Below are 12,247 nucleotides of genomic sequence, written 5' to 3' on the forward strand. Positions count from 1 at the left end.
CGCCATGAAGGGTTGACGCAATGACGCCGAACACCGCCACCCCCGCCCCCAGCCGGAGAAGCTTCCTCGCCTCCACGGCCGTCGCAGCGGCCGCCGTGGCCGGCGGAACGTCCCTGCTCGCCGCCTGCGGCGGAGGACAGGACGGCAGCAAGGACGGCACCACCTCGGGGAAGGACGCCCAGAAGATCCTTCCGGCGTTCGTGGCGTCGAACGTCGTCACGCCCGACCTCCCGTCGAAGAACGGATCGGCGGCCGGCTTCACCCGGGCGATCGACCTGGACGCGCTGAAGACGTCCGTCCCGAAGAAGCCGGGCACCGGCAGCGACCTGAAGATCATGTCGCCGTTCTGGGGCACCCCGCCGTCCGGCGGCAACGCGTACTACACGGCCATGAACGAGGCCATCGGCGTCAAGGCGACCTGGCAGAACCAGGACGGCAACACCTACGACGAGAAACTGGGCGCGGTCCTCGCCTCCAGCGACATCCCGGACGTGGTGGTCGTCCCGGGCTGGAACCTGAACGGCAAGATCCCGAGCGCGATCAACGCCAAGTTCGCCGACCTCGGCCCGTATCTGTCGGGCGACAAGGTCAAGGCCTACCCGAACCTCGCGGCCGTACCGACCGACGCCTGGCAGCGCTCCATCTTCGGCGGCCGGCTGCGCGCGATCCCGATGCCGGCCTCCTACGTCACGAACATCGCGCCCTTCTACCGCAAGGACATCTTCGCCAGGAAGGGCTACACCCTGCCCAAGTCGCCCGACGAGTTCCTGTCCTGGGCGAAGGAGGCCACCGACGCCAAGGCGAAGGTGTGGGCCTGCGACGACCTCAAGTGGACGGCCTTCAACATCTACGGCGTCCTCAACGGCAGCGACAAAGCCCTGTGGTGGGACCTGAGGGACGGCAAGCTGGTCAACCGGATCGAGACCGACGAGTACCTCGAAGCCCTGGAGTGGACGCGCAAGCTGTACGCGGCGGGCGTCGTCCACCCCGACGCCAAGGCCGTCAAGGGCGACGCGTCCAACCGCTTCACCGCGGGCCAGTCCCTCGTCTTCAACGGCGACCTGTCCTACTGGTACGGCTCGACGGCCGAACAGCGCACCCAGAAGACCGACTTCGAGATGGGCGCCTTCGACATCTTCGGCCCCGACGGCGGCGACCCCACACTCTGGGCGACCCAGCCGGCCGGCATCTTCACCTTCGTGAGCGGCAAGGCGTCCAAGCAGCAGATCAAGGACTTCCTCGCGCTCGCCGACTTCTGCGCGGCGCCCTACGGCACCAAGGAGTACATGCTCACGGTCTACGGCGTCGAGGGCACCGACTACACGATCAAGAACGGCCTGCCCACCAAGACCACCAAGGGCACCAACGAGGTCAACGGCGCCTACGACTACACCGGCGACCCGGCCGCCTACCTCGCCCACCCCGATCTGCCGGAGATCGCCAGGCTCCAGGTCGAGTGGCAGCAGCGCATGGGCGCCTTCACCAAGAAGTCCTCCTTCTACGGCCTGACCATCACCGAGCCCAACCGGTGGACCAACCTCGCCAACGACTTCGAGCAGCTGGAGGACGACGTCGTCCGCGGCCGCAAGAAGATCGGTGACGTGCAGCAGGCCGTCGCGGACTGGAAGCAGAAGGGCGGCGACGACCTGCGCGCCTGGTACAAGAAGCTGCTCGACGACAACGGCTCCGCGGCCAAGTGACCCAGGACTGAGGCAAGGAGAAGGCCGTGTCCCACAGCACGGTGCCTCGGAGCAGGGCCGGGGCCGGAGCGGGCAAGAGGACGCCGGAAGCGAGCCCGCCGGACGGCGCCACCGGACGGCGGGCCGCCGGGAGCGCCGCACAGGGCGCGGGAAAGCCGGCCTTCCGGCTGCGGTTCAGACGCGACCGCACCCTGATCCTGATGACCCTGCCCGCGATCGCGCTGCTGCTCGTCTTCACCTACGTACCGGTGCTGGGCAACGTCGTCGCCTTCCAGGACTACGACCCGTATCTGAGCGACAACGGCTTCGTCGCGATCTTCGAGAGCCCCTGGACCGGCCTGGAGAACTTCCAGCGGATCTTCGCGGACTCGGCCTTCTGGCACGCGGTGCAGAACACGTTCGTCCTGTTCTTCCTCCAGCTCGTGCTCTACTTCCCGATCCCCATCGGCCTCGCACTGCTCATCAACAGCGTGGTCAGGCCCCGGGTCCGGGCCGTCGCCCAGGCGGTCATGTACCTCCCGCACTTCTTCTCCTGGGTCCTCGTCGTCACCGTCTTCCAGCAGATCTTCGGCGGGGCGGGCATCATCGCCCAGACCCTGCGCCAGCACGGGCACCAGGGCATCGACCTGATGACCGACCCGGGGATCTTCAAGTTCCTGGTGACGGCCGAGGGCGTCTGGAAGGACGCGGGCTGGGGCATCATCGTCTTCCTCGCGGCCCTGTCGGCCGTCTCGCCCGACCTGTACGAGGCCGCCGCCATGGACGGGGCCGGACGCTGGCGCCGGATGTGGCACATCACCCTGCCGGCCCTGCGCCCGGTGATCGCCCTGCTCCTGGTGCTGCGCGTCGGCGACGCGCTCACCGTCGGCTTCGAGCAACTCCTGCTCCAGCGCGACGCGGTGGGCCCCGGCGCCGCCGAGGTCCTCGACACCTACGTCTGGTGGAACGGCATCCGCAACCAGGACTTCGGCTACGCCGCGGCGGCCGGACTGATCAAGGGGGTGGTCGGCCTGGGGCTCGTCCTGACCGCCAACAAGGTCGCCCACCTCATGGGCGAGCAGGGGGTGTACGAGAAATGACGGCCGTGACCCACCCACCGCGCGACAGGCCCGGCCGTTGGCCGGCACCGCCCCGGCCGCCCTGGGAGGAGGAGCCGTCGAAGGCCGGCCTCGCGGGCAAGGGGCTCATCCTCGCCCTGGCCGCCTTCGCGATCCTCTTCCCGCTCTGGATCGTCGTCGTCACCAGCCTCCAGTCGAAGAAGACCATCGACGCGGCCGGCGGACTGGTCGTCGTCCCCAGGGGCGTCACCCTCGTCGCCTACAGGGAACTGCTCACCGGCGGCCAGGTGCAGCGCGCCGCGCTCGTCAGCGTCGGCGTGACCCTGGCCGGCACCCTGTTCAGCATGGCGGTCTCGGTCCTGTGCGCCTACGGACTCTCGCGCGTCGGATCGCTCGGCCACCGCTGGTTCCTGATGCTGCTGCTCGCCACGATGTTCTTCGGCGCCGGACTCATCCCCACCTATCTGCTGGTGCAGGCGCTCGGCCTCACCGACAGTTACCTCGCGTTGATCCTCCCCAGCGCGGTCAGCGTCTTCAACATCCTGGTGCTGCGGGCGTTCTTCATGGGCATCTCGCCCGAACTGATCGACAGCGCCCGTATCGACGGCGCGGGCGACTGGCGCATCCTGTGGCAGATCGTGATGCCGCTCTCCCGGGCCGTCCTCGCGGTCATCTCGCTGTTCTACGCGGTCGGTTACTGGAGCGCCTGGTTCAACGCCTCCATCTACCTGAGCGACCAGGACATGATGCCGCTCCAGAACGTCATGATCCAGCTGGTGCAGAAGCAGGAACGTCCGGTCGGCCTCGCCACCCAGATCAACACCGGCCAGCTCTCCCCGCTCGCCGTGCAGATGGCCGTCATGGTGATGGCACTGCTGCCGGTCGCGGTCCTCTCGCCCTTCGTCCAGCGGCACTTCAAGAAGGGCATGCTCACCGGCGCGGTGAAGGGCTGACCGCCCGGGCGCTCCGCACCGAGGTGCCCCGGTGTCCACCCCGCGCCGCCGCCCCCCAGCTCGTCGCGGCCGACCTGCTCCTGACCAGCGGTCGGCCGCGGCGGTCCACTCCTCACCCCGAACGAGGTAGGTCATGCTCACGCCCCGTGGAACCGGTCCGCAGTCCGGGCGGCCGAGCCTGAGCGACGCCACCCGGGGCCGCGTCCTGTTCGGCGGCGACTACAACCCCGAACAGTGGCCCGAGGAGATCTGGCACGAGGACGTCCGCCTCATGAAGGAGGCCGGCGTCAACTCCGTCACCCTCGGGGTCTTCTCCTGGGCCAGGATCGAACCCCGCCCCGGAGCACGGGAGTTCGGCTGGCTGGACCGGCTGATGGACCTGATGCACGAGCACGGCATCGGCGTCGTGCTCGCCACCCCCACCTCCTCGCCGCCGCCCTGGATGGGCCGGCTGCATCCCGAGACCCTGCCCCGGGACGAGGACGGCCGTACCGAATGGTGGGGTTCCCGGCAGCACTTCTCGCACTCCAGCGCCGTCTACCGCCGCCGCGCCGCCGCCGTCACCGAGGACCTGGCCGCCCGCTACGCGGGCCACCCCGCCCTCACGATGTGGCACATCAACAACGAGTACTGCACCGTCGACTACGGCGACGAGGCGGCCACCGCCTTCCGCCGCTGGCTCCAGGACAGGTACGGCACCCTCGAAGCGCTCAACACGGCCTGGGGAACGGCCTTCTGGGGCCAGGCCTACGACGACTGGCACGAGGTCCTCCCACCGCGTCACGCGCACTACATGAAGAACCCGACGCATGTCCTCGACTTCAGGCGGTTCACCTCCGACATGCTCCTGGAGTGCTACGTCGCCGAGCGGGACATCGTGCGTCGCCACAGTCCCGGCACTCCGGTGACCAGCAACTTCATGCCGATGTGGGTCGGCCAGGACGCCTGGCGGTGGGCCGGGGAGGAGGACGTCGTCTCGGTCGACCTCTACCCCGACCCGCGCGACCCCCTCGGCGCGCAGCACGGCGCGCTCGTCCAGGACATGACGCGCTCGCAGGCGGCGGGTGGTCCCTGGATGCTCATGGAGCAGGCGGCCGGAGCCGTCAACTGGCGCGGTGTGAACCATCCCAAGCCGCGCGGGCTGAACCGGCTGTGGTCCCTCCAGGCCGTGGCGCGCGGCGCCGACGCCGTCTGCTACTTCCAGTGGCGGCAGTCCCGGCAGGGCGCGGAGAAGTTCCACTCCGGGATGATCGGCCACGCGGGGGAGCGGGGCCGCACCTTCCAGGAGATCAAGCGGATCGGAGCCGAACTGGCCGCCCTCGCACCCCATGTGGCGGGCACCCGGGTCGGCGCGGACATCGCGATCCTGCACGACTGGAACTCCTGGTGGGCGGGAGCGCACGACGGCCGGCTGTCCGCGGAGAACGACTGCGCCGAGGTCGTACGGGCCTGGCACCGCGCCCTGTGGGAGGCCCACCTCACCACCGCGTTCGCCCACCCGGAGCACGACCTCTCCGCGTACCGCATGGTCGTCGTGCCCCAGCTCTACCTGCTCACGGACACCGCGATCGAGAACCTTCTCGCCCACGCGCGAGCGGGCGGCACCCTCGTCTGCGGCTTCCTCACCGGCGTCGCCGACGAGGACGACCGGGTCCGGCCGGGCGGCATGGACGAGCGGCTGCGCGGCCTGTTCGGCATCCGCACGCTGCACGAATGGTGGCCGCTGGACGCGGGGGAGAAGGTCGCGTGCGACAGCTTCTCGGGCACGCTGTGGTCAGAGGAGATCGAACCCGACGGCACCGCGGCCGTCGAGGCGCGCTACCGCGGCGGCGAGCTGGACGGACTGCCCGCCGTACTGTCCAAGGGCACCGCCCGCTACCTCTCCACCCTGCCCGAACCGGCCGCTCTGCGCGCACTGCTGGCGGCCGCCGCGGACCGCGCGGGCGTCCGGCCGCCACTCGGCCGGCTGCCCGACGGTGTCGAGGCCGTCCGGCGCGGCGACCTGCTCTTCCTGCTCAACCACCGGCGCGACCCGGTGACCGTCGAGGTGCCGGGCAGTCACCGCGACCTGCTCGGCGGTACGGCCGTGCGGGACTCCGTACGACTGGAGCGCCACGGAGCGGCGGTGCTCGCCCCATGACCGACGAGGCCCGCTCAGGCCCCCACGCGGACCGCTCCCCGACGGAGGGCGGCCCCGGTTCCGCCCCCGTCCACGGCACCTGGGAACCCCGGCCCGCCGCCCGCTGGGAGGACGCCTTCCTGAGCGGGAACGGCACACACGGCGCCATGGTGTCCGGTGATCCGAACGATGACCGGGTCATCGTCAACCATCACCGTCTGGTCCGCCCCAACGGCAGCGCGGACGCGCGCCCGCCCGAGCTCGCCGGCCGCCTCGCCGACGTACAGGACCGGCTGCTCGCCGGAGACGTGACCGCAGGCGAGGACTTCACCGACGGCCGGCCACTGCTGTGGGTACAGCCGTTTCATCCGGCGTTCCAGGTGCGGCTGCGCCGCCCCGCCGAGGAGGCACGCGGCTACCGCCGCGAGGCCGACTTCACCACCGGGGTCGTCCGCACCGTGTGCGGTGACCGGCGCGGCGAGGTGTTCGTCTCGCGCGCCGACGACGTGATCGCGCAGTACGTGACCGCCCCCGGCCCCGCGGCCGAGGTGACGCTGGACCACCGGCTGCCGGGAGCGCCCGCGGACCTGGCCGTGGAGCACGGGGCCGTCCACACCCCCGAGGGTGCCCTGCTCACCCTGCGCGCCCGCTATCCGGGCAGCGACCTGGCGTACACCGGGGTCACCCTCCTCGTCACGGACGGTGTCACCCGTCCCGCCCCTTCGGGCGTACGGGTCGAGGGCGCCCGCTCGATGCTGCTGCTCACCCGGGTGCGCCGGCACCCGGGCCACCTGGACGCCCGCGCGGAGCTCCGCGCGCTGCGGGATCTGCTGCCCGGGTCCGGTCACGGCGCCGAGGACATCGAGAACGCCCGCACACACCTGCTCTCCCGCCACACCGCCCTGCACCGCGCCGCCTATCTGCGGGTCACCCTCGACCTGCACGCCGATCCCGCCGAACGGGCGCTGCCCGGATCGGAGCTGGTCCGGCGCCCCAAGAGCCCCGCCCTCGTCGAACGGCTCTTCGCGGCCGGCCGGTACCACCTGCTGTCGGCGGCCGGCACGCTGCCGCCGCGGCTGACCGGCCTGTGGACCGGCGACTGGGACACCGCCTGGTCCGGGGCGTTCACCACGGACGCCAACCTCAATCTCCAGACGGCGTCGGCCGCCGCGGCCGCCCTCCCCGAGGTCACCGAGGCGCACGCGGCCCTGGTCCACGGCCAGTTGCCGCACTGGCGGGACAACGCCCGAGCCGTCTTCGGCGCACGCGGGGCACTCGCCCCCGCCCACACCGACGGCGAGTCCGGCCACATCTACCACCTCAGCCGCGCCTACCCGCTGCACGTGTGGACCGCCGGCGCCGACTGGCTGCTCAAGCCGCTCGTGGACCACGACGAGACCCGCGGCGCCCGCGACCCGCGGCTGGCCACGGCACTCGCCGAAGTCGCCCGCTTCTACGAGGACTTCCTCACCCGGACCGACCAGGACGGCCACCTGGTGATCGTGCCGTCCTACTCCCCGGAGAACCGTCCCGCGAACGCGAGCTGGGTCACCGTGAACGCCGCCATGGATCTCTCGGCGGCCCGCCACGCCCTGTGCACGGCGGCCACGTATCACCCGGGCCCCGACGCCGAGCGCTGGCGGGCGCTCGCCGACCGGCTGCCGCCGCACCGGGTCAACTCCGAGGGCGCGCTCGCCGAGTGGGCCCGTCCCGGACTCCTCGACACCTACGACCACCGGCACCTCAGTCATCTCTACGGCGTCTGGCCGCTCGACGAGATCAACCCCTACGACACCCCCGGGCTCGCCGCGGCGGCCCATCGCGCCCTCGAACTGCGCGGCGCCGAGAACGACTCGGCGCACGGCCACCTCCATCACGCCCTGGTGGCCGCCCGGCTCGGGGACGCGGAGCGCGTGGCGGGCGCCCTCGACAACGTCCTGGCCGGGGACTTCTTCCATGTCTCCCTGATGAGCGGCCACTACCCGGGCCGGCACGTCTACAACGCCGACGCAGCCCACACGCTGCCCGGCGTGCTCATCGAGGCACTCGTCCAGTCCACCCCGCGGCGGCTCGTCCTCTTCCCGGCCCTCCCCACGAGCCTGCCGAGCGGTGAACTCCGGGGCATCCGCACGAGGTTCGGCGCGGAGGCCGACCTCGCCTGGACCCCCGACGGCGCCACCGTCGTACTGCGGCCGGGCCGCACCTGCCGCATCGAACTCCGGACTTCCGCCGGCGCGCGACCGCTCTCCCTGAGCGCCGGAGAAGACCGCGTCCTCACCCTGGGGCCGCGGTAGACCCCCCGCACTTCCCCCCACCCATGGAAGGGACACCCATGGCACTTCGGACACTGAACAGGATCACCAAGGCCCTCGTCGCCCCCGCGCTCGCGCTCGGCGCGACGATCGGCCTCGCCTCCGCCCCCGCCCAGGCCGCCGTCTGGTCCACCTGCGACCAGTGGGGCAACACCACCCTCAACGGCTACACGCTCTACAACAACATCTGGGGCTCCGGCGCGGGCAGCCAGTGCGTCTGGGCCAACTCCGGTACCAACTGGGGAGTCTGGGCCAACCACCCCAACACCGGCGGTATCAAGTCCTACCCCAACTCCAAGAAATACGTCGGCAAGACGATCTCGGGGCTGTCCTCCCTCACCAGCACCTACAACGTCACCGTCCCGTCCTCCGGCGCGTACAACACCTCGTACGACATCTGGGACACCGACTACGACTACGAGACCATGCTCTGGGTCAACTACAACGGCGCCGTCGGCGCGCTCGGCACCTCCCAGGGCACGCTCACGCTGAACGGCAACACCTGGACCGTCTACAAGGGCAACAACGGCGCGAACGACGTCTTCTCGTTCCTGCGCACCTCGGACTCCACGTCCGGCACCATCAACATCCTCCCGATCATGAGGTGGATCGCGAACACCAAGGGCTGGATGTCCAGCGCCGAGACCATCGGCGACGTGCAGTTCGGATTCGAGATCACCTCGTCCGCGGGCGGTCTCGACTTCGCCGCCAACAACCTGACGGTCAGCAGCAGTTGACCCATGCGTCCAGGCGCGGCCGGCCCCTCCCGGGACCGGCCGCGTCCGCTATCCGGCCACCGGCAGCCGCGCCCCGTCCCGCAGGAACAACGGGATCCGGTCCAGCGGCGCGTCCACCGTCACGGCCGCGCCTCCCTCGTACGACACCCCGGTCCACGCGTCCGTCCAGCGCGCACCCGCCGGGAGATACGCCGTACGGGCCGTCGCACCCGCGGTGAGCACCGGCGCGACCAGCAGGTCCGGGCCGAGGAGGTAGGCGTCGTCCACCGACCAGGCCGCCTGGTCGCCGGGGAACTCCAGGAGCAGCGGGCGCATCACCGGCAGCCCCTCCTCGTGGGCCTCCCGCATGACGTCCAGCACGTAGGGCTTCAGGCGCTCGCGCAGCCGCAGGTACTTCTCCATGATCGCGCCGGCCTCCTCGCCGTACGACCACACCTCGTTCGGGCCGCCGGTCATGCCGGGACCGAGCGGCAGGCCCGGGTCGCGGAAGCCGTGCAGCCGCATCAGCGGCGACAGCGCGCCGAACTGGAACCAGCGCACCATGACCTCGCGGTACGCCGGGTCGTCCGGGTCGCCGCCGTGGAAGCCGCCGATGTCGGTGTTCCACCAGGGGATCCCGGACAGCGCCGTGTTGAGACCCGCGGCGATCTGGCGGCGCAGGGTCGCGAAGTCGGTTCCGATGTCGCCGGACCACAGGGCGGCCCCGTAGCGCTGACTGCCCGCCCAGGCCGAGCGGTTGAGGGAGATGATCTCGCTCTCCCCGGCGGCGCGCAGACCCTCGTAGAAGGTGCGGGCGTTCTCGCGCGGGTAGAGGTTGGCCACTTCGAGTCCCGGGCCCGCGTGGTAGCGCAGGTTCTCGGAGAAGCCCGGCTTCAGCTCGGGCTCGCAGGCGTCCAGCCAGAAGGCCGAGATGCCGTACGGGTCGAGGTAGTTGTCCTTCACGCGGGACCACAGGAAGTCCCGCGCCTCGGGGTTCGTGGCGTCGTAGAAGGCCACCTGGACCGTGGAGGCGACCTGTTTGTCCGGCCAGTCGGCGTGCGCCATCGGCCCGTACTCCGTGCCGATGAACCAGCCCCGCTGCTCCATGAGCTGATGGTTCTCGGAGAGCGGCGAGACCGAAGGCCAGACCGACACGACCAGCTTGACGCCGAGACCGGCGAGTTCGGCCTGCATGGCCGCCGGGTCGGGCCACTCGGCCGGGTCGAACTTCCAGTCGCCGAGGTGGGTCCAGTGGAAGAAGTCGCAGACGATCACCGACAGCGGAAGGCCCCGCCGCTTGTACTCCCTCGCCACCTCCAGGAGTTCGTCCTGGGTTCGGTAGCGCAGTTTGCACTGCCAGAACCCGGCCGCCCACTCGGGCAGCATCGGTGTCCGGCCGGTCGCCGCGCTGTAGCGGCGCTGGGCGTCGGCCGGGGTGCCCGCGGTGATCCAGTAGTCGATCTGCCGGGCCGAGTCGGCGACCCAGCGGGTGCCGTTGCCCGCGAGCTCCACCCGGCCGACGGCCGGGTTGTTCCACAGGAGGGTGTAGCCGCGGCTGGAGGTGAGCACCGGAACGGTGACTTCGGCGTTGCGCTGGATCAGGTCCAGGACCGCGCCCTTCTGGTCGAACAGTCCGTGCTGGTGCTGCCCGAGGCCGTACAGCCGCTCGCCGTCGTACGCGGCGAAGCGCTGCTCCAGCCGGTGGTGGCCGTTGCCGGTGGGGGTGTACAGCCGTGAGCCGGGCCACCAGAAGTGGGCCCGCTCCTCGGCGAGGAGTTCACCGCCGTCCGCGGTACGGGTGAAGCGGATCAGCCCCTCGGCGCTCACCTCGACGGTGAGCGCTCCGACCGCCAGCCGGCCCTCGCCGTCGCTGAGGTCCAGCCTGCTCGTGGTGTCCTCGGGCCGGTCGAGCAGCGCTCCCGGCAGGCCTTCGAGCAGCGGACCGCCGAGCCGGGCGCGGACCCGCACGGCATCGGGGCCCCACGGCTCGATCCGGACGGTCTCCGTACGGCCGCTCCACTCCAGGGCGCCGTCCCGTTCACGGAACGTGCCGACGGTCGGGGAGGACTGCGAGAGGCTCACCTGGGGCTGGACTGCGGCGGACTGATTCACGTGGATGCTCCTGAAGGAGTGCAGACATGAAGGAGTGCGGGCGGGGAGTGCGTCCGGGATTCCGTCCGGGATTTCGTCCGGGGCGGGGCGGCGAAGCGCGGTACAGGCAGAGCACGCGGACAGCGGGTGCCCGGCAGGGGGCGCGGGGTCCGTGAGGTCCGCGTGGCCCGCGCGGGGAGTGCCGGCGGGCGCGCCGTCGGCAGGAGCCCGGTTCAGGGAGCGGCCGGCGCCGGCCCCGTGCTCGCCCGTACCGTCAGCTCCGGGGCGATCAGTACGACTTCGTCCTTGCCGCGTCCTTCGAGCTTGGCGATCAGACGCTCGACGGCATGGCGGCCCATGTCCTGGGCGGGGATGGCGACCGACGTCAGCCGCACCGAGGACTGGGTGGCGACCTGGTCCGGGCAGATCGCGATCACCGAGACGTCCTCGGGGACGGCACGGCCCTTCTGGCGCAGCAGGGCGAGCAGCGGTTCGACCGCCGACTCGTTCTGCACGACGAAGCCCGTGGTGCCCGGGCGCTCGTCGAGGATGCGGGCGAGGGTGAGGGCCATCGCGTCGTAGCCGCCCTCGCAGGGCCGGTGCAGCACCCGCAGCCCCAGCTCGCGGGAGCGGGCGCGCAGTCCGTCGAGCGTCCGCTCGGCGAAGCCGGTGTGCCGCTCGTAGACGGCGGGCGCCTCGCCGATGACAGCGATGTCACGGTGGCCGAGCAGCGCCAGGTGCTCGGCGCACAGCGCGCCCGTCGCCCCGAAGTCGAGGTCGACGCAGGTCAGCCCGGTGGTGTCGGCGGGGAGGCCGATGAGTACGGACGGCTGGTCGGTCTCACGCAGCAACGGCAGCCGCTCGTCGTCGAGTTCGACGTCCATCAGGATCATCGCGTCGGCGAGCCCGCTGCCGGTGACCCGGCGCACCGCGTCGGGTCCCTCCTCGCCGGTGAGCAGCAGGACGTCGTAGCCGTGGGTCCGGGCGTTGGTGGCCACCGCGATGGCGATCTCCATCATCACGGGTACGTACATGTCGGTGCGCAGCGGGACCATCAGCGCGATGATGTTGGACCGGCTGCTCGCCAGGGCGCGGGCGCCCGCGTTCGGGTGGTAGCCGAGTTCCTGGATGCTCTGCTCGACCCGCTGCCGGGTGCTCGCGGAGATGGACCGCTTGCCGCTGAGGACATAGCTCACCGTGCTCGCCGAGACTCCGGCGTGCTGGGCGACCTCGGCGAGGGTGACCATCCGGCTCTCCCAGTTTGTGAAGCGCTTCGACAGTGCGCGCGGTACCGATAG

The 12,247-nt window shown here is 71.2% G+C and carries 8 protein-coding genes; 6 read left to right on the forward strand and 2 right to left on the reverse strand.

Annotated elements, in window-relative coordinates; all coding sequences use genetic code 11:
• The first annotated feature begins 20 nt into the window (after positions 1-20).
• The 6 genes from OG485_RS30655 (at position 21) to OG485_RS30680 (ending at position 8,879) form a co-directional block, all read left to right on the forward strand.
• A complete protein-coding gene (locus OG485_RS30655; protein ID WP_328671839.1) occupies positions 21-1,700 on the forward strand; it encodes a Tat pathway signal sequence domain protein in 1,680 nt (559 codons plus the stop codon).
• A 26-nt stretch (positions 1,701-1,726) separates the two neighbouring features.
• Positions 1,727-2,779 (forward strand): ABC transporter permease, encoded by a 1,053-nt coding sequence (locus OG485_RS30660; RefSeq protein WP_328671840.1) that lies wholly within the window; start codon positions 1,727-1,729, stop codon positions 2,777-2,779.
• Positions 2,776-3,711 carry a carbohydrate ABC transporter permease gene (locus OG485_RS30665; RefSeq protein WP_328671841.1) on the forward strand — a complete coding sequence of 312 codons (936 nt, stop codon included), beginning with the start codon at positions 2,776-2,778 and terminating at the stop codon, positions 3,709-3,711. The genes OG485_RS30660 and OG485_RS30665 overlap by 4 nt, the downstream gene beginning before the upstream one ends.
• Before the next feature lie 133 nt (positions 3,712-3,844).
• Positions 3,845-5,851 (forward strand): beta-galactosidase, encoded by a 2,007-nt coding sequence (locus tag OG485_RS30670; RefSeq protein ID WP_328671842.1) that lies wholly within the window; start codon positions 3,845-3,847, stop codon positions 5,849-5,851.
• Positions 5,848-8,124, forward strand: a complete 2,277-nt coding sequence (locus OG485_RS30675) for a glycosyl hydrolase family 95 catalytic domain-containing protein (RefSeq protein ID WP_328671843.1) — start codon at positions 5,848-5,850, stop codon at positions 8,122-8,124. The genes OG485_RS30670 and OG485_RS30675 overlap by 4 nt, the downstream gene beginning before the upstream one ends.
• Positions 8,125-8,162: 38 nt before the next feature.
• Positions 8,163-8,879 (forward strand): glycoside hydrolase family 12 protein, encoded by a 717-nt coding sequence (locus OG485_RS30680; RefSeq protein ID WP_328671844.1) that lies wholly within the window; start codon positions 8,163-8,165, stop codon positions 8,877-8,879.
• A gap of 48 nt (positions 8,880-8,927) precedes the next feature.
• Here OG485_RS30680 and OG485_RS30685 read toward each other — a convergent pair whose 3' ends face one another.
• Both OG485_RS30685 and OG485_RS30690 read right to left on the reverse strand, forming a co-directional pair.
• Positions 8,928-10,970 carry a glycoside hydrolase family 31 protein gene (locus OG485_RS30685; RefSeq protein ID WP_328671845.1) on the reverse strand — a complete coding sequence of 681 codons (2,043 nt, stop codon included), beginning with the start codon at positions 10,968-10,970 and terminating at the stop codon, positions 8,928-8,930.
• 212 nt (positions 10,971-11,182) lie between these two features.
• On the reverse strand, positions 11,183-12,196 hold the full coding sequence (locus OG485_RS30690; protein ID WP_326785172.1) for a LacI family DNA-binding transcriptional regulator: 1,014 nt from the start codon (positions 12,194-12,196) through the stop codon (positions 11,183-11,185).
• Positions 12,197-12,247: the final 51 nt, after the last annotated feature.

Source organism: Streptomyces sp. NBC_00328 (genome assembly GCF_036139655.1).
In the GTDB taxonomy this organism is placed as follows: domain Bacteria; phylum Actinomycetota; class Actinomycetes; order Streptomycetales; family Streptomycetaceae; genus Streptomyces.